General features: G+C 42.5%; 15 protein-coding genes and 1 pseudogene. 5 read left to right on the top strand and 11 right to left on the bottom strand.

Annotation, left to right across the window (positions count from 1 at the left end; translation table 11 throughout):
* Positions 1-103: 103 nt before the first annotated feature.
* Positions 104-1,240, bottom strand: a pseudogene (locus AABK37_RS34430) (CHAT domain-containing protein); the annotation flags it as partial.
* A gap of 592 nt (positions 1,241-1,832) precedes the next feature.
* On the opposite strand from AABK37_RS34430, the gene AABK37_RS34425 reads away from it, so the two are divergent.
* Both AABK37_RS34425 and AABK37_RS34420 read left to right on the top strand, forming a co-directional pair.
* Complete coding sequence (locus AABK37_RS34425; protein ID WP_432555960.1) at positions 1,833-4,190, top strand: adenylate/guanylate cyclase domain-containing protein; 2,358 nt, start codon at positions 1,833-1,835, stop codon at positions 4,188-4,190.
* 3 nt (positions 4,191-4,193) lie between these two features.
* The gene (locus tag AABK37_RS34420; RefSeq protein WP_432555959.1) at positions 4,194-4,415 is read left to right on the top strand and encodes a hypothetical protein; all 222 of its coding nucleotides are present in this window, start codon (positions 4,194-4,196) and stop codon (positions 4,413-4,415) included.
* On the opposite strand, the gene AABK37_RS34415 is transcribed toward AABK37_RS34420, so the two are convergent.
* The 4 genes from AABK37_RS34415 to AABK37_RS34400 form a co-directional block, all read right to left on the bottom strand.
* Complete coding sequence (locus tag AABK37_RS34415; RefSeq protein ID WP_432555958.1) at positions 4,379-5,566, bottom strand: homospermidine biosynthesis protein; 1,188 nt, start codon at positions 5,564-5,566, stop codon at positions 4,379-4,381. The genes AABK37_RS34420 and AABK37_RS34415 overlap by 37 nt on opposite strands.
* A 42-nt stretch (positions 5,567-5,608) precedes the next feature.
* On the bottom strand, positions 5,609-6,127 hold the full coding sequence (locus tag AABK37_RS34410; RefSeq protein ID WP_432555957.1) for an O-acetyl-ADP-ribose deacetylase: 519 nt from the start codon (positions 6,125-6,127) through the stop codon (positions 5,609-5,611).
* Between the two features lie 26 nt (positions 6,128-6,153).
* Entirely contained in the window at positions 6,154-6,423 is a 270-nt protein-coding gene (locus AABK37_RS34405; RefSeq protein WP_432555956.1) for a hypothetical protein, read from the bottom strand.
* Positions 6,424-6,521: 98 nt separating this feature from the next.
* Positions 6,522-6,734 carry a DUF6508 domain-containing protein gene (locus AABK37_RS34400; RefSeq protein ID WP_432555962.1) on the bottom strand — a complete coding sequence of 71 codons (213 nt, stop codon included), beginning with the start codon at positions 6,732-6,734 and terminating at the stop codon, positions 6,522-6,524.
* Positions 6,735-7,057: 323 nt separating this feature from the next.
* Between AABK37_RS34400 and cobO the strand changes: the two genes are divergently transcribed.
* Complete coding sequence (cobO, locus tag AABK37_RS34395; protein ID WP_432555955.1) at positions 7,058-7,735, top strand: cob(I)yrinic acid a,c-diamide adenosyltransferase; 678 nt, start codon at positions 7,058-7,060, stop codon at positions 7,733-7,735.
* Between the two features lie 79 nt (positions 7,736-7,814).
* Here cobO and AABK37_RS34390 read toward each other — a convergent pair whose 3' ends face one another.
* A complete protein-coding gene (locus tag AABK37_RS34390) occupies positions 7,815-8,498 on the bottom strand; it encodes a hypothetical protein (RefSeq protein WP_432555954.1) in 684 nt (227 codons plus the stop codon).
* Between the two features lie 485 nt (positions 8,499-8,983).
* Positions 8,984-9,967: an RNA polymerase sigma factor, RpoD/SigA family gene (locus AABK37_RS34385; RefSeq protein ID WP_432555961.1), complete on the bottom strand. Its 984-nt coding sequence runs from the start codon at positions 9,965-9,967 to the stop codon at positions 8,984-8,986.
* A gap of 621 nt (positions 9,968-10,588) precedes the next feature.
* Here AABK37_RS34385 and AABK37_RS34380 point away from each other — a divergent pair.
* Positions 10,589-10,780 (top strand): hypothetical protein, encoded by a 192-nt coding sequence (locus tag AABK37_RS34380; protein ID WP_432555953.1) that lies wholly within the window; start codon positions 10,589-10,591, stop codon positions 10,778-10,780.
* Here the strand turns inward: AABK37_RS34380 and AABK37_RS34375 are convergent.
* Positions 10,754-12,484 carry a helicase HerA domain-containing protein gene (locus AABK37_RS34375; protein WP_432555952.1) on the bottom strand — a complete coding sequence of 577 codons (1,731 nt, stop codon included), beginning with the start codon at positions 12,482-12,484 and terminating at the stop codon, positions 10,754-10,756. The two genes, AABK37_RS34380 and AABK37_RS34375, sit on opposite strands and share 27 nt — an antisense overlap.
* 294 nt (positions 12,485-12,778) lie before the next feature.
* Positions 12,779-13,570, bottom strand: a complete 792-nt coding sequence (locus AABK37_RS34370) for a glutathione S-transferase family protein (protein ID WP_432555951.1) — start codon at positions 13,568-13,570, stop codon at positions 12,779-12,781.
* Positions 13,571-14,253: 683 nt separating this feature from the next.
* On the opposite strand from AABK37_RS34370, the gene AABK37_RS34365 reads away from it, so the two are divergent.
* The gene (locus AABK37_RS34365) at positions 14,254-15,213 is read left to right on the top strand and encodes a fasciclin domain-containing protein (protein WP_432555950.1); all 960 of its coding nucleotides are present in this window, start codon (positions 14,254-14,256) and stop codon (positions 15,211-15,213) included.
* 71 nt (positions 15,214-15,284) lie between these two features.
* Here the strand turns inward: AABK37_RS34365 and AABK37_RS34360 are convergent, their stop codons facing one another.
* Both AABK37_RS34360 and AABK37_RS34355 read right to left on the bottom strand, forming a co-directional pair.
* Positions 15,285-16,298, bottom strand: a complete 1,014-nt coding sequence (locus AABK37_RS34360; RefSeq protein WP_432555949.1) for a nucleotidyltransferase domain-containing protein — start codon at positions 16,296-16,298, stop codon at positions 15,285-15,287.
* Positions 16,299-16,316: 18 nt separating this feature from the next.
* Positions 16,317-17,822, bottom strand: coding sequence for a phenylacetate--CoA ligase family protein (locus tag AABK37_RS34355; RefSeq protein WP_432555948.1), 1,506 nt, complete (start codon positions 17,820-17,822; stop codon positions 16,317-16,319).
* Positions 17,823-17,887: the final 65 nt, after the last annotated feature.

The raw sequence follows: 17,887 nt of genomic DNA, 5'->3' as shown, positions 1-17,887 counted from the left end.
CCTGAGACGACTGAAGCATTTATTTATGTTGCCATGATTCGTTTGATGCTAAAGCAACTTGCGTAATTAAAATCACCTATCTAAAACTTCTCAGACATCCTCTAAACAATTCCCGCCTACCTAGCCGTATCGCCTCCGTCATACCCTTATTATCAAACAGATGGGTATAAATCTCTTTCATCATCAACTTGGCAGCCGAGACAGTCACGCTATACCCCATTGCCACCACCATCTGCATCCCCGCACTCATCAAGCGGCTACCCAAACTAGTCTCACGCGAATCTTCTTTCGCCCCCTTGTCCCCCCTGTCCCCCTGTCCCCCTGTCTCCCCTCCCTTCACCTGCTTCCCCGACTGACAAGCATTCAAAATACACACCGGAATTCCCTTCCCCGTCAGCAACCCTGCTAACTCCGACGCCTCCACCAGGTCAACTTTGCCCTGAGTCTCTCCCTCAAAGGATAAAAACGCCTTTACGCCGTCAAATTGAGCGAAATCATCCCGTCCATAGCGCCCTTTGTACAAATAGCGATTTGGCTGCTTGGGCTGCTGCAATTGTTCATAAGTCATCAATGCACCATGCATATCTAGGTGAATCACATGGTAATAGCCTGCGCCTTTTTCTTCCAAATGCCTGGATAATGCTTCATAAGTGCCGGGACGCAGTAACTCGACATTTACCCGCAACTGGCTATTTTGAACTGCTTCTATTAAAGGTCGGGAAATGGTACGATAACCTACGTCTTTCTCTTCATCCGGTCGGGCGATTACTACCAGCAGGTTAATTAAGGGCGAAGGTTCAACGTTTGCTGAGATCGGTGCAGGTTTGACACTTTTTCGCACCATCACACAGTCTACCGCAAGCGATCGCGTTAACTCCGGGTCATGCAACGCTTCCCAATGCAAAGCATGAAATTCAGGCGTTTTACCAACAATTTCAATTGATAGTTCCGACAAATCCCGCCGCAGTTGCCGATATTCACTATAAGCTTGATTCTGCCCAAAAACTTGCTGAAATAACCTTACGCCGTAGGTTTGTACACTTACCGCCGCTGCTTCAGCCAGGGTAATGTCAGTGAAAGGAAAAGTTATCCAGTCTTCAAAATACCACTCTAAAAGCTTTTCTTCTTGCGGGGTGAAGGGGTCAGTGATTGTAATTAAGTATTCTCCCCCCTCAAAAATCAAGACAGCATCAAATCCAGTTTCTGTTCTCTGTGTTTCCCGAATGGTGATGACTGGCATAGGATGACGCTGTTAACGGCAGTATAATTACATAATAGGCTACACATCCTTGATTCCGGTTCCGGATAAATAGATATAGGATGGCAATTCATCAATTTCGTCTTAAGTTACTTATGTAAGCTGCTAAACCAAGATCAATCGGAGGAGAAGATTTTCAGATAAAGTCAATTAGTATAATTTAATACTTTTTTCAATGAGATGCTCATAGGCAACGCTAATAAAAAGGCAATGCGATCGCATCCCTAGAATATGCTGATTATCTGAAAAATTGCTCTTTCAGGCACATCACTAATTAAAAGGCAAGCAGCAAATCTCCAATTTCTACCTTGATGGGCTTGTGTATTCACCAAATTTTTGAAAAACTAGTTTATAAAATTATCAGTGGTGCTGAATTTTGGGTGCTGAGGAGCCAGCACGCGCTCCTAATCCTTATGCGAACGAGGATGTATGTCTCAAACATCCAACTTCCGAAGGAACCTCAGTTAAAGCGAGTGGCGTTGTGGAGTGTGAAAACACGGAGTTAATCATCTCAAGTGTCTGTTGATTTGCTGTGCCCCTCTCATGATGCCTGAATAACTATTCCCACACCACAATGAAATACCAGGTACTAGACCGGATTTTTAACAAAGCTTTATCTTTACGCAAATTTGAACGCTTGGAACTTGATGAGAACTTCTGCATTATAGATACATCCGAGCAAGTTCAACGATTTGCCGATCGCCCTGAAGAGGTAATGCTAGGAAAAGATGTCCGGCTAAGTTTTCCGGAATTTATTGGGATTGAAGATATTCTCATCTCTATCTTACAAGGGGAAGAGGAACTATTTGAATTAGAAAGTATTAAACGCTTTTCTGAAGATAAATCAGATATATATATCAATATATATATTCTTGGCGAACCAGGTGAAAACCAATCTGATAATAGATTAGTTATTTTGCTTGAAGATGTTACCGAAACAAGATTTTTTCAACAAAACCTCAAGCAGAAAGTTAATGAATATAATTTATTATTACATACGTTAGTTACATACAAAAATTACATGGATCAAGTTATCACTTCAATGGCAGATGCCTTTTTAGTGACAACTAACAGCGGAAAAATAAAAAAAGTAAATCGAGCCGCACAAGAATTATTTGGATTTAGCGAACAAGAACTAATAAATCAGCCCATATCTCTAATAATTGAGGATAATTTTTTACTACAAAGAGCGATTACGCAGCATTCATTATATCATAAGTATTTTCAAAATATAGAATTAGTTTGTAGAACTAAAAAACGAGAAAAGCTGTTAATTGCGTTTTCTTGTTCAGTTATTCAAAAAAAAATAGATGGCTTAGAAGATATTGTTTATATTGGTCGGGATATTACTGCTAGAGAGCGCAGACAACAGCGTCATGCAGTACAATATGCTATAACCCGCATTTTATCAGAATCTCAAAGCGTCAAGCAGGCAATATCAAAAATTTTGCCGGCAATTTGTGAAAATTTGGGATGGGATTTAGGGCAACTTTGGACAGCAAATGAATATTTAACCACATCAGCGTCTAGAGAAAAAAAAGATAAAATAAATCCGATACTCAGGTGTGTGGAAATGTGGTCGAGTCGAACAATCAGCGTTCGAGAATTTAAAGCGATCGCATGGCAAACTACATATACCCTTGGTGTTGGTTTTCCGGGTCGAATTTGGGCAAGACGTTCCCCGCTTTGGACTAGAGACATTGTGCATAGTTCTGATTTTTCGCGAACGCAAAAAGCTGTCGCAACAGCATTGCACGCCGCATTTGGTTTCCCGATTGTGGATGACAGCGAAGTTTTAGGCGTGATGGTTTTCTTCAGTCGAGAAGTGCAACCAAAAGATGTAGACTTACTACAAATGATGGCTTCTATTAGTAGCCAAATTGTTCATTTTCTCAAACACAAACAAGCAAGTGAGCTTCTTTTAGAAAGTGAAGAAAGATATCGAGATTTATTTGAAAACGCTAACGACTTGATTCAGTCTGTTAATGCTTATGGTCGTTTTGAGTATGTCAATCGTGCGTGGCGAGAAACTCTCGGATATAGCGAAGCTGAAATTACTCAAATGAATGTATTTGACATTATACATCCAGATTTTCAATCTTCTTGTCGGCAAATGTTTTATCGTGTCCTCTCAGGAAAAAAAATCGAGCAATTTCCAGCTGCATTCGTTACTAAATACGGTCAAAAAATCTTTGTAGAAGGAAACATAAATTGTAAATTGGTGAGAGGAAAACCAGTTGCAACTCGCGGCATTTTTCGTAATATCACCCAGCGACTAGAAGTTGAAGAAGCACTGCATCATCAACAGAAACAAACTGAAGGCTTGTTGCTGAATATTTTGCCAGAAGAAGCAATAGCTAACCGTCTCAAACAACCAGGCACAATCACCGAAGACTTTGCTGATGTTACAGTTTTATTTGCAGATATCGTTGGCTTTACGGAAATTGCTTCTTCTGTGAGTGCGATTCAACTGGTAAAGTTACTCAACCAAATTTTTTCAGATTTCGATCGCCTCAGCGAGCAATATAATTTAGAGAAAATCAAAACCATTGACGATGCTTATATGGTAGTTGGTGGTTTACCCAGACACCGCGCAGATCATGCTAGTGCGATCGCGCTAATGGCACTCGATATGCAAAGTGCGATCGCTCAATTTAATGCCGAAAATCAGCAAAACTTCTCCATTCGTATCGGCATCCATAGCGGTTCCGTAGTTCCCGCAATAATAGGTATCAAAAAATTGACTACCGAATGGGGAGACACCGTAAACATCGCCAGCCGCATGGAATCCCAAGGTTTTACCAACAAAATTCAAGTATCAGAAACCACTTATCAACACTTGCGTAATGAATTTTTGTTTGAAAAGCGCGGTGAAATCGAAGTCAAAGGTAAAGGGAAAATGACAACTTATTTGTTGATTGGGAGGAAGTGAGGAGTGGGGGAGTGGGGGAGTGGGGGAGTGGGGGAGTGGGGGAGTGGGGGAGTGGGGGAGTGGAGGAGTGGGAGACAAGGAGACAAGGAGACAAGGAGACAAGGAGACACGGGGACAAAAAGAGCAATTCTTTTCCTCCTCTCCCCCCATCCCCCCCTCTCCCCATCCCCCCCTCTCCCTCTCCTCCACTACGGAGTATTCGGAATCAACCTACCACAGGGATAAGTTGCAGCTTCACCAGAAGCGCTATCAGCCACAGCAGCGGGGATTTTATCTACTGGTTGGGTTTTGGCTGCAAGATAGTCTTGACGCAGTTTCTCGGTTATTTCTTCTCGTCTGTCGTAAAGTCGTTTTAAAGAGCGGGGCTGGCACTGGTTCATCACGTATGCTGTTACTAGTGGTAAAGCGATCGTGCTATCGGTGTAACAAACAATCGTGCTGGGTAATTCTTCTGGGTCAATTTTACCCCAGCTAACGGCTTCTGAGGGAGTAGCCCCAGACAAACCGCCGGTATCTGGACGCGCATCGGTAAACTGGATAAAGTAATCGTGTCCTCGTTCTTCTAGTCCTAATACTTCGTGAATTTGCGGTTGGGTTTGTAGCAAAAAGTTTTTTGGACTGCCACCACCGAGAATTACGGCGGCACTTTTGCCTTCAGATTCGCTTTTAGATTCGCGTGCAGTGTAGGCGATCGCTGCTGTCTCATTCACGTCAATTGAAGGATCTAAAATCAACTTAGAACCTTCCAACGCCAAAGCCGCCACGTTCATTCCAATTGAACTATCACCGGGCGAAGACGTATAAATCGGCACGCCACATTCATAAGCTGTGGCTAGCAAACACGAATGCTGCACTCCTAATTGCTTTTCAACTTCCCGGACATATTTACCTAGCAAATGATGAAATTCAGCCGTTCCCATCCGCTTCTGAAACGGTTCTGCTTGCAAAATCTTGCGGATAAAAGCATCAGTTTCTAGCAGCACATCGTAGCCAAAGATAATGTCATAAATCCGGATGGTGCTTTCCTGCCGCAGTTTCACATCATCTAAAAATGGATTACCTGCAAATAGTTCAAAACCCAAACCATAATGCATGTCGTGGTAAAGATTCGCACCAGTACTAATCATCCAGTCAATAAAGCCGTTGCGGATCAAAGGTGCTAGCGCAGAAACCCCGAATCCTGCTGGTGTCATCGCACCGGAAAGGCTAACTCCCACCGTCACACCTTCGGTTAAGACTTCTTTACTCAGTAGTTGACAGATTTCCCGCAAACGCGCCGAGTTATAAGCCGTAAAGTAATTATCAATCAAATCAACTACGCTGATATTGGTTGACATCGGTGTGGGTGAGATTTTTTGACCCAGCTGTTTTGACATTTTGCACTCCCGCAGAGTAAACACGCTCCCATGTAATGTTAACTAGCTTTGAGTAATTTCTTGCATCGCCTTTAAGTACGAATCGTAAGCAGTTTGTCCAAAACATACGAAAATCACTCGTTTTATGAAGCGATCGCTCTCTAAAAACTTGTTAACTTCACTCACAGCGATTTTACTAGCACGTTCGAGCGGAAATCGATAAACACCTGTGCTAATTGCCGGGAAAGCGATACTTTCAATCTTATATTCTTCTGCTAGAGCTAAACTCTGACGGTAACAACTGGCTAATAACTCATCCTCGCCATAATTCCCACTCTCCCATACTGGACCAACGGTGTGAATTACCCATTTAGCTAGGAGGTTATAACCTTTTGTGATTTTAGCTTCGCCAGTTTCACACCCTCCCAGCTTACGGCATTCTTCCCAAAGTCCTGCACCAGCTGCACGATGAATTGCACCGCACACACCCCCACCAGGCATTAGTTCTTCATTCGCTGCATTGACGATCACATCAACTTTCAACTGAGTAATATCACCTTGAACCACTTCTATTTGCGTCATTATCCCTGGTTTGCTGTTTTCTCAAATCATAGCCGCACGAATTGCTTGCAAATGACCAAGCCCCGTTGGGGCGACGGTTCGCCGGACAGAGTATTCTGTCCGGCGACACGTCGCGCGGGGTGTGGGGGAGCCACTGCGGTGGACGGGTTTCCCGGCATAAAGCAAGTGGCGTTGTGGGGTGTGGGGGAGCCACTGCGGTGGACGGGTTTCCCGGCATAAAGCAAGTGGCGTTGTGGGGAAAGACTAGCCCCAACAACCAGTGGGTCACAAGCCCTGTCCTTCTGGGACGATTGCATTGGTCGAGGAATCATACGCCTCGACCAATGCCGTCTTCATACCCTACACCCTACACCCTACCCCCTACACCCTTCTTGTTGACCGCTATAAAAGCGCACTAGCTGCGGACATCGGTTGTCAATAATTTTTGTAAGGTGGAAATGTCAGCAGAATTTAACAATTCTGGATGTTGGATGAAACATTGAGCTTCATTCTGCCAAGTTGTCCAATCAAAGGAAATGACAAAATTTTCTTCGTAAAGTGCTTTAATAAATTTCTCAAATTCTTTAAAATAGCAATAAGGGTCTAAAGTTAAGGATTCAGTTTGTATATTATATAGTTTTGCTTGCTTGCTAGAAAATCATGGTAAGAAAGCTAACACGCTAATCAAGATTTTTTCGGGTAATTTCACTGGACGTATCCAATAATGCCATTTAATTAAAATGGTATAAACAACCGAATTTTGGTTCATTTTATAAGTGATTGAAGATTAGGGACGCTTAAATTAGGGACGCTTGGATTAGGGATTAAAGGTGAGGAATAAAGAATAATTTTCTTGCCCAGTCCAAGCGTCCCCACTCCCCCACTCCCCCACTCCCCCACTCCCCCACTCCCCCACTCCCCTTTATTGTTGAGAGTAATTTACACAGATTGATGAAACCCGATACCACAACAGAATTTAACTCAGATCCAGAAATTGATCGCTTAATCGATGAAGTAATAACTTCTTCTTTAACGGATGAGCAGTATCGTAAAAAGATGCAGCGCCGTAAGGAAGTCCAAGATCAACGAATCGCAAATGCTGTCCCGGAAAAAGGGTTAGTTATTGTTAATACCGGCAACGGTAAGGGGAAAACTACTGCGGCGTTGGGGATGGTATTACGATCGCTTGGTCATGGATATAAAGTGGCGATCGTCCAATTTATCAAAGGTGCCTGGGAACCTTCAGAAAAAAAGGTTTTCAGTATGTGGCAAGACCAATTAGAATTTCATGCTATGGGCGAAGGCTTTACCTGGGAAACTCAAGACCGCGATCGCGACCTCGATAAAGCTTACGACGCTTGGCAAAAATCATTAGAATACATTTGCAATCCAGACTTCAAGCTGGTGCTGTTAGATGAAATTAATATCGCTCTGAAAATGGGTTATTTACAAGTTGAGGAAGTTTTAAGAGGTTTGCAGCAAAAACCACTCGATAAACACGTTATTCTCACAGGTAGAGGCGCACCAGCGGCTTTAATTGAACGAGCCGATTTAGTCACAGAAATGACTTTAGTTAAGCATCCTTTTCGCGATCAAGGCGTAAAAGCGCAAGCGGGAATTGAGTTTTAATTTGTTCAATGATGAACGATCGCACTTTGCCAAAACTCATTATTCATCGTTCATCATTCAGCAACGCTCATTATTTGACTCACTTTCGATATCCACCATCTGAAGCTTGATTGCACATCTGCAAAATTTGGCGATCATTATCACTGACAGTATTTAATTTATGATAGTCTTGTAGTGCCACTGAGTAGGCATAAGTCATTGGCTGATCTGCATCTAGTTTCGGTAGTCTATTTGCCGTCGCTACCTCTTCTAGACCACCTTCACCTGGGGCAGTCACCGTCATCGCCAATTCTCCTGTTGAGTCAACATTGCCCTGAAAACAACTAAACTCAGAACTGGGCATATACAACGCGCCCATCACCTGATTTTGGCGCTTCTCAAATACAATATATCCTTGCCCAAGTTGGTTTGGTTGTGGAGATTGACCATAGAGATAAACGCCATCTTGTTTGGGAAACTTCGTAGTGACAACCCCAGCGTTTTTTGTTGCTTTTTGAGATTTGGTAAGTTGTGCGGTAGTTCCAGGTGAAGAAACTTTATCGTCATTGTCTGTTCCGAGACTAGCGTTAGCCTGGATTTGTCTTTGTTGCAATTCGTTTCTGGAAACTTGCGAATCCGTAACCAGCGTTGATGTTTGTACTGTTTCTATTTGCTTACTCAAAACTGGTTTAGCCTGTTCGCCGATAACACCAGCGGTTATGACTAAGCCAGCGAGGGGAATTGTCCATTTGCGAGGGGAAAGAAATTTATTGATATTATGCACCACCCAAATCCTCCTGTGAAAAAATTATTACGTACTTTGCCACCTACCTCTTTAAACCGTAACCAAGTATTTAGGCATCAAGGCTCTGCCAAAGGTTTGATTTATATTGTGCGGAAAAACACATTTTCCAGAAATAAAGTTTTTATCTATTTTTTTCGCTTTAATCAGAAAATACTATTGTTTAAGCGATTTTCACTTCACTAAGTAAATTCACTCTCTGGGGTGAGGTTTTCGGAAAATTGCTAATATATTTTTATTTGATATTTTTATTTTGCTAAATAATACCAATTTAAATAATGTTTGCGACACATAATTTCTTCGTAGGGGCACGGCAATGCCGTGCCCCTACCCATCTGCCGCATTCTTTTTTTAAATTGGTATAATATTTATTTTCGTTCTCTTCCAGCAGTCGTGCTGGGAACGAGCCTAAAAAAAATCGCCCCCTGAATTCAGGAGGCGCGTCGCCTAAAGCGATAAGCTTATAACTAGCTAGCAACGTACTCTTTGACATTTGCGCGACGACGACGCAGATGAGCAAGGGCTTGATGCTCTAATTGGCGGACGCGCTCGCGGCTAAGACTTAAGCGTTCGCCAACTTTCGCCAGAGACATTTCGTTACCATCTTCTAAACCAAAGCGCAAAGCTAAAACTTCTCGCTGTTGGGGGGTAAGTTCAGATAATAGAGTGTTCAAGTCTTGGCGCAAGAATTCTTGGGTCATGTAATACTCTGGTGATGGACCATCATCTTCGAGCATTTCTTGCAACTCAGTATCTTGATTGTCGCCGACGCGTACATCCAAAGAAACTGGCTGACGTGCCATATTCAGGTATTCGCGAATTTGAGCCGGTTCTAGCTCAAGTTCTTTAGCAATTTCTGCCGGGGATGGCGATCGCCCAAATTTTTGAGCTAGTTCGCGCTGTACTTTTTTGATTTTGTTCAGCTTCTCGGTGATGTGGATCGGTAAGCGAATTGTCCGACCTTGTTGAGCGATCGCCCGCGTAATCGCTTGACGAATCCACCAGTAAGCGTAGGTTGAGAACTTATAACCCCGTGTCGGGTCAAACTTCTCTACACCTCGCTCTAGTCCGAGAGTTCCTTCTTGGATCAAATCCAGAAACTCCATATTTCGCTTTTGGTACTTCTTGGCAATAGCGACGACTAAGCGCAAATTCGCTTCAATCATCTTTTGCTTTGCCCGCTTACCTTGATGCACAAGCTGTGTAACCTCCGATGAAGGCAAATTAACATCGCTTGCCCACTCTTCTAAGCTGATTTCGCGGTGCAGTTTCTTTTCTAAAGCTTCTTTAGCTTCCACTAACTTCATCATGTGTTGCACCTGCTTCCCAAAGATGATTTCTTGGTCACGGGTTAGCAGTGGTACACGACCAATCTCGCGCAGATAGGTTCGCACCATATCAGCCGTGAATTTGGTGTTAGTGTTTTCAGTTTGGGTAGTAACAGTAGGCATTGGTGCGTTGTCCTCTTGTCCGTAAACACAATGAATATTTATTACTAGGGCGGATGGGGAAAGATTGTGTTTTGATCTCACCACATTATGAACTACCGAAGACAATCATATTAGTACAGGTTTTGTCAAGACGGTGCTTCCTTGAGATAGGTTTCCCTATCCTCCCTAAATCTTTAAGTCGTTAGAAGTACGCGCTCAAAATTTCCCTTGATTTCTTTTCGTCCTCACTCGCTAGCAGCGACAGTAAAAATACGAAGTCAGTATGAGTTCTACTTATTTAATATTACGACAAATTAGCCGGATAGTAAAGTAGGTCAGATAAATCTTTCCATTATAGTGTAAAAATGTTTATTTGCCAAAAAAGTGGCGATAAATTGTTTTGTGCCCTTACTATTTATATAGTGACGCTAAAACCCCCCTCGCGGGTGCCCAAAATTAGCGGGATTACCGAACTGATTGATTGTAATATTACGAAATTGGGGAATGGGGCAATGGGCAATGGGCAATGGGCTTTCATAAAGTTATCCAAAATTGGGCAGGCAGAGGCGCCCGTCAACAATTTAAGCCGCGATCCGCTCTAACCATTTGGCGCTCCAATACCCAAGATTTTGGGTGCTAATTGTGGATTATTGTGCGCCATTTGGGGGAGCGCGAAGCGTCTCCGAAGGAGAAGCCTGCCCAATTTTGGACAGGTTTTTCCCAAGGGCAATGGGAATAAAGCCAAATTTCGATCTCAGCCCGATGCCCGATACCCTATGCCCCATGCCCCATGCCCAATTCCCTAACTTAAAACCCAAGATCGGCTTTAGCTAGTTCAGCAGCAGCGAAGACTTCTGCGTCTGGCTTTTCTTCCCAAGCGGTATCACCAATTTCGGCATAGAAAGTTGAATCGTAAGGACGGGTACGCACCACTACAGGCATGGGGACGGCGTGTCCTAAAATTAAAGCTTGTTGCTTTGAGTCTAACTTGGCTAAGACCGATCGCAAACCACCACCACCAGAGACTCCAGTAAAAATCGCGTCGATGTCTTTTTCATCATTCAGCAAAGCGGTGATGCGAGTGCCAATTTGAGACATAACTTCATTATCTATGCCTGAAGGACGTTGATCGACCACCAGAAGTGTAACGAAATATTTCCGCAACTCGCGGGCGATCGTGCCAAAGATGGTACTTTGGACAATAGCGGGGTCAAGAAAGCGGTGCGCTTCCTCGATGGTAATCATTAATGGCGTTGGGCGATCGCATGGATTTTTGCTTTGCAAGAACTTATCAGCTTTTTTGACATACTTCTCGTGAATGCGTTTGGTAATCATGTTCGTCACCAACATGTAAGAAAGCATGTTGGATTGGGAACCAAATTCTATCACAACATTCTTGCTAGCTTCCAAAGATTGCAAAATCTTATCAATGTAGTTTTGCGGGCAAGCCGCTCGTATATACTTTAAGCTGTCCATTCGCAAAAGTTTGCGTTGCAAAGCCATAATCGAACCTTTATGTCCTCGCTTTTCATCGCAGAACATCTCGATTTCTTCATTCGTCATGTTCAGTAATTGGATAATCCAAGATTTCCCGAATTCTGAGAACAAAATATTGGCATTATCTAATGCTGCATCCGACAGTCCTAAATCCCGACTGCATAACTTAATATCTTCGACATCGATTTGGTCGTAACTTAGATATAGTTCTTGTGCATCGCGCACACCCCGACGTTTTGTAGATTCTGGGTCAAGAGTGTAAACTTCAACAAGACTTGGAAATAACTGTTTTAAACCTTTAACAGTATTAACATTTTTCCCTTCCGCTACCGCTTCCCAACCATACTCGGAATGCATATCAAAAATTAAATTAACTGCTGCGTTTTTCCGAATTACACCAGCTAAAAGTAAGCGTGTTAAAAAGGATTTTCCAGTACCAGATTTACCAAAAACGCCATTACTGCGTTCAACAAAACGATTTAAATCGATGCAAACCGGCACATCCATATCCAACGGTTTACCGATGGAGAAATTTTTTCTTTGCGGGTCATCTTCCCAACCAAATACTCGGCGAAAATCGTCTTCATTTGCTTCGTAAACTTGGCTAAAGTGACTGGGAATAGTTTTAACTGGTAACAATTCCATCGTCGTGCTGGTTTGCGGTTGAAAAGATGCTAAACCGGTTGCCGATGGTACAAAGGGATTAACAGATTTGCCATTTGTGGCTGAATAAGATTCGTTATTTTCCGGAGTGAACATCAACATCGGTGAGAGGTTGATAGTTCCGTAAGTACCACTTCCACCTAAAACTTCTCTTAAAAAAGTGTCATCCCAACTTGGAGGATTAGCAATAATTCTTTGGTTAGCAGTTCCTAGTGCTACATCTGTCAGCATACAGAAAAAACGCGATCGCATCCCTTGCACGACTAAAAACTTACCCACCCGCATATCTTCAACCGAAATATCCGGGTGTAATCTTACTTCTAATCCTGCTGTGAGAGAACCTTCTATTACTGAACCTAACGGTTGTCCCAAATTCATATCTTATTTGTTAGTGGATAGTGGATAGTGGATAGTGGATAGTTGTTGGTTGTTAGTGGATCGTGGATAGTTGTTGGTGAACCACTGCGTTGCCGAGCCAGTGCTGTGCGGAGGTCACGAACGCCCTCGGCACCTGGCGTGGGGTTCCCCCCGTTGTAGCAAGTGGTGAACCCGAAGGGTTGTTCGTTGTTGGTTGTCGAAAAGTACTACTAACTCCTAACTCTTAACCACTTACCACGCTCCTCCTAACAACTAACTCCTAACAACTAACAACTAACACCTATTCACTAACTCTTAATCAATTTGAATTGAAGTTGGAGCGCTACCTGTGGTAGTAGTAGGTAGTATTGGTATGCGATATTGACTGTAAAGGCGATCGCGCCAACTGAAGAATGGTTCGTAAAGGGGATTATCTGCTAATTCTGGGACACCTTTACCTCTGAGGCTGACTGGTAAATCCAGATAGGGACCATCGGGAAACTTCAGCAAAATCGACAATCCTGCCACGGCAAAGTCTGCTAAAGTAGGTTGGTCGCCGACTAAATAAGGACTCTCTGCCAATATTAGCGTAAGTGCTTCTAAGTCTTGCTTTAAGTCGGTGATGGCGCTACGTACCACATCAGGAGTATAACCTACTCCAACACCCAAAACTTTTAGTAAGTCGTTTGGTACTCCTTGAACTAGAGTTTTGAATACATCTGGTGTGGAAGTCGGTAATAAAGACTTGCGGAAATTTTGGTCTTGACTAATCGCCGAAAATAACGCCTTTCTACCTTTGATACCAATCGACTCATCCGCCCATTCTTCCATCATTAAGCATAAACCGCGTTGCTTTGGATCTTTCGGTATCAGTGGGCGATCGGGATACTCTAAGTCTAAATACTTAGCAATTGCTGTAGAATCTGAGATATATCTATTACCATCTTTCAGCACTGGTACTTGTCGCTGACCAGTCAACCGGAAGAGGTCTACCTGTCCAATTCCAGGTGTAATTTCAATTTTGCGGTACGCTAATCCTTTATAATCAAGGAGCAGGCGTGCTTTCTCTGAGTATTGAGATAGTTCAAATTGGTATAATTCCAGCATCTTCCCTACCTTGTAATCGGTGCGTTTATCAACTTTTTTACAATTGTATCTTTAGTACTATAAATTTTCATTATTCATTAATTTATTTTGCACCAAACTAATCGAGACTAACGTTGATTTTTTGCTCTTATGCACGATTTTGGCAAAAATACTATTATTCATTCAATTAAAAACATCAAATCATGAAAATATTTAATTAGTCGCCATCAACGGCTTGCATCATTGTAGATAATTATCGCTTTTTTATTCACCACTTTTCCTTTGCTTTTTTTGTGGTGCTTGTTAGAAAAACAAACGAAAGTGAGACATTTTTTTGTATAGAAGGCTACAAAGATACCAGATATACCATTTTTTGAAGTTCATTTGTGTGGAGATTGCTATCTGGTAAAGTCTTTTATCTTAAATACTAGCTTTTTCTTTGGGTGATGCGATATTAAGCGAGGGGAAAATTCGGTGAGGGCGATCGCCTATCATTAAACCTGGTTATAAACTTTACTTGATTCCGATTATATTTGGTACAGGCGATACCTTATAATCTTCAGTGTAATAATTTCCGGATAAAGGAAATCCTATCACCACTGCATATTTTAAACAAAAAATCTTACTACTTTAGTTAGATTTTATGGGTAGCGAAATGTTATAAGTCTTTATGTAATGCGTGTAAATAAAGCCAAACAAAATTTATGAAGGTTGATTATAACAGAAAATTGCTGACCCAGTTCGCAGGACTAGTGGGAGCAACCGGTGCTAGTTTCCTAATGATTTTTTCGGCTAGAGCCAATGAGGTACTAAATCCTAACCCTGGTATTTTCTCAGAAGATCCTTATAATCGCGGTCAACGTGTTTTGGTAAACGCTGAATATACACCGACTGAGCCAGACTTAGCAAAACAGGGTAAGAAGCCTGCACCAGCGAAAAACACGGTATCTCAAAGTAACCAAAGAGGCGGTGTAAATCCTAGACCTAGTATTTTCAACGAGCGTCCTTATAACCGTGGTGGTGGCACTACACCTAGTCAAACACCTAACGTAACACCTACTACCCCGCCCACTACCCCAGACGCTACACCGATCCCAACACCCACACCTGGAACTACAGAGACACCCATCACACCTGGAAGTACACAGACACCCACCACACCCGGAACTACAGAGACACCCACCACACCGCCAACTCGTACACCCAGAAATACGACACCGCCGCCGGGAGGAAGCTCTAGCACTCAAGGTAAGACCTTGTTAGCGCTAGCGGAAACGGATGGCTCTTTTAAAACTTTAACTAAGGCTTTGAAAGCAGCTGGATTGACAAATATTTTACAAGGTCAAGATAATTACACCATTTTTGCGCCCACGGATGCGGCATTTGCTAAATTACCACAAGATGCGGTGCGCGATTTGTTGAAGCCAGAAAATAAAGAAGTATTGCTGAAGGTTTTGCAATACCATGTGGTAAAAGGTCAATTCTTATCTACTGATTTGAAATCTGGCGAAGTGAAAAGCGTTGAAGGCGGTGCGATTAATGTTAAAGTTGATCCAGCAGCTGGCGTAACCGTTAATGAAGCTAAGGTGACTAAGGCAGATATCAGAGGTAGCAATGGTGTTATCCATGCGATCGATCAGGTTATTTTACCTCCTGATTTGTAATGTCATAAGTTTTCAGATGTGAATAACAAAAACCCGTCCAAACTAACATTTGAACGGGTTTTTTAACGTGCTTAATAGTGCTGCAATGTAGTATCAATTTGCAGCTTAAGTTCTTGATTGTTAGTGTTTTTCATCTTTTCCAAAACTGTAACTACGGCGCGATGGCGAAGCGCCCGCCTTGGGCGATCGCCATATATAATTTGTCCCAGTCGCTTGACTGTATAAAGCTTGTATGCATCGTCAGTATGCTGCAACTCAGTAAGTAAATATGCTTTATAGTGTTCGAGAAAGTGATTTTCAAAGCATAAAGCGCTAATGCACAATTTACGCAGTTGCTTTCTATCATCTGCATCTGACGGTACTAAATAATTCCACTGACAACGACATTGCTGATATACTGCCTCTATAAGCGGTGTCCACTCATCATTAATCCAGCGACGGTATTGTGTAACACAGTCCTGCTTGCTGACAACATACTGTTTTGCTTTGAGTGCGATTAGTGCTGTTGCCGGACATAAAACATTCAATACCAAATCTTTGGTTCCATAGTGAATTATCCCATCAGCGCGTATCGGACGGCGATCGTAGCCGTAAAACTCACCCGCAGGATCGGGATAATCTAACGGAAACCTCAACACCTCCGGATTACCACGTATCCGCGCTAACAATCGGTATTGAAAATGCATATTGTCGCGAATAAAGCTATCAATCGGCTTTAGCGGAACTTGAGCGCGGATATCTTCTCCATACATTAATAAAGAGGCTTTCTGAAATCTGACAGCACCAATGCGAAACAACGCTGACTCACTATCTGGAGTGATGCCGAGTTCGATAGAACACATTTGCTGATAAGATTCGAGATATTGGGCAAATTGTTGTCTTTCTTCAGCCTCAAGTTTGCCTTTAAAGACAACACGCATATCAATATCACTACTGGCTACTGCACTGTAATTAGCATAACTTCCTTCTAGATAATAACCGCGAATTCTATTTGGAAAACTCTGCTCAAGCAAGTTGATGATTTCACACAGTAATAAGTCAATCTTGGGGACTTTGGTTGAGTTGACAAGAGTAATATTATTCATCAGCTTTTGCGAAAATTGCTACTTGCGTGTATAACGATGCTTCACGCCAACGGGGAAATATTCCGGATCGCCAAGTGGTGTTAATATGACTTTTGGCATTTGATATTCTGGGGGGACGTAGTTAGCAAACTCGCTATTGAGGCGCTTTAATTGTGAGAGAATTGAATTGGCGATCGCTTGAGTTTTCTCTTCACTATCTTCCACCTGAGGCGCCAACTCCACAACCACAGATAAAAAGCGGTTCTTGTCTGCATCTTCCTTCACCTGCAATACAAACTTACCCGTCACCCATTCTTTAATTACAGATTGCTCTAATCCTACCGTGACATTTTCTGGATAAATATTCGCCCCAAAGTAAGAAACTGTAAAATTAGAACGTCCAAAAACATAAACAAAAGGTAATTGATTAATTCCCCTTCCACCCTGATTTTCTAACTTTTCCACCGGGTTAAATCCCCACTCAGCCAAAAATTCCAACATGGCATCATAACTAATTATCCCACCAGTATCTAAAATGTTATAACGCACCAAGGGAATACCATTATCTCCCGTAAAGAACAACGTACCATTTTCAACTTCAAAAAAGCGGCTTATCGGGTCATACTGTAGCAAAGTAGGTAAACGAGATTCCCCAAATAAAGCTTTCGCAGCATCAGGATTTTCTGCCAAAAAACGGCGAATACAAATACTTAAAGGTGTTTCATTAGCCAAAACACCCGCATCCGCAGTTCCATAAAGTGATGCTGAATCATAGCAGGGATTTTGCGAACCTATTCTTTCACCAACCAAACTGCGCCATTCTTCACTAAATACTTCTCCTGCCATAACTAGCTTAACTTGATATTGCTGCCATTCCACACCACGAGCAATACCAGTGTCAATTACATCTTTCAGAAATGGCGGATATCCTAACAATACAACTTGCTCGAAAGCTGAACCAAGTTCCTGCACAACTCGCAAGATTTCTTCTTTGTTGTTACCAGGTGTAATTACTGTGATAGGATAACCTTTGCTGGCAAGATACCGACAGCAATTAGTTGTGAACATTCCGCCTACCCAGGTTCCTAAAGTGAAACAAATCACAGCTAAAGTGCTTTTAGAATCTGCCTGAAAGCTGTCATTAAATATCTGCTCAAAGCGGATCGCAATTTGCAGTTCATCTGTGAAAAAACGAGTCCAAAATGTCGGTTTACCTGTGGAACCTGAAGAAGCAGCTATCATGTCACATGCTTGTAATCCATAGTGACACAAATCAGTTAAAGGATGACGCGATATATAATTTTCTTTGGTAATGAGAGGTAGTTTCTGGAAATCCTCAAAAGTTTGGATAGAAGCGGGATTTATATTATGTTGTGCTAAAAAAGTCTTGTAAGCCGGTACGTTAGCAGCGATTTCGTGAAATAATGCCAAAGCTGCTGATTCGCTTTTACTATTTATATGGCGTTGTAGTAGCGTTTCTAAAGGTGTAGTTATAAACTCTTGAAAAGCCCTAATTGCCCGCTGCTGTTGTGATTCGGTGTTCATGGTACTTGATTTTGATGACTATCCGTTAGGGGGGATGGGGAGAGGGGGAGAGGGGGAGAGGGGGG

It is taken from the genome of Tolypothrix sp. VBCCA 56010, assembly GCF_050875635.1.
Taxonomy (GTDB): domain Bacteria; phylum Cyanobacteriota; class Cyanobacteriia; order Cyanobacteriales; family Nostocaceae; genus Hassallia.
Note: the sequence above shows the minus strand (reverse complement) of the source record. Positions and strands in the feature narration are given on the sequence as shown.

What these genes read in the sequence shown, in the direction of transcription:
- cobO (WP_432555955.1), top strand. Translation starts at nt 7,058, where the DNA reads ATGAAACCCGATACCACAACAGAATTTAACTCAGATCCAGAAATTGAT.
- AABK37_RS34410 (WP_432555957.1), bottom strand. Translation starts at nt 6,127, where the DNA reads ATGACGCAAATAGAAGTGGTTCAAGGTGATATTACTCAGTTGAAAGTT.
- AABK37_RS34360 (WP_432555949.1), bottom strand. Translation starts at nt 16,298, where the DNA reads ATGAATAATATTACTCTTGTCAACTCAACCAAAGTCCCCAAGATTGAC.
- AABK37_RS34425 (WP_432555960.1), top strand. Translation starts at nt 1,833, where the DNA reads ATGAAATACCAGGTACTAGACCGGATTTTTAACAAAGCTTTATCTTTA.
- AABK37_RS34415 (WP_432555958.1), bottom strand. Translation starts at nt 5,566, where the DNA reads ATGTCAAAACAGCTGGGTCAAAAAATCTCACCCACACCGATGTCAACC.
- AABK37_RS34370 (WP_432555951.1), bottom strand. Translation starts at nt 13,570, where the DNA reads ATGCTGGAATTATACCAATTTGAACTATCTCAATACTCAGAGAAAGCA.
- AABK37_RS34385 (WP_432555961.1), bottom strand. Translation starts at nt 9,967, where the DNA reads ATGCCTACTGTTACTACCCAAACTGAAAACACTAACACCAAATTCACG.
- AABK37_RS34355 (WP_432555948.1), bottom strand. Translation starts at nt 17,822, where the DNA reads ATGAACACCGAATCACAACAGCAGCGGGCAATTAGGGCTTTTCAAGAG.
- AABK37_RS34375 (WP_432555952.1), bottom strand. Translation starts at nt 12,484, where the DNA reads ATGAATTTGGGACAACCGTTAGGTTCAGTAATAGAAGGTTCTCTCACA.
- AABK37_RS34405 (WP_432555956.1), bottom strand. Translation starts at nt 6,423, where the DNA reads ATGCAATCGTCCCAGAAGGACAGGGCTTGTGACCCACTGGTTGTTGGG.
- AABK37_RS34365 (WP_432555950.1), top strand. Translation starts at nt 14,254, where the DNA reads ATGAAGGTTGATTATAACAGAAAATTGCTGACCCAGTTCGCAGGACTA.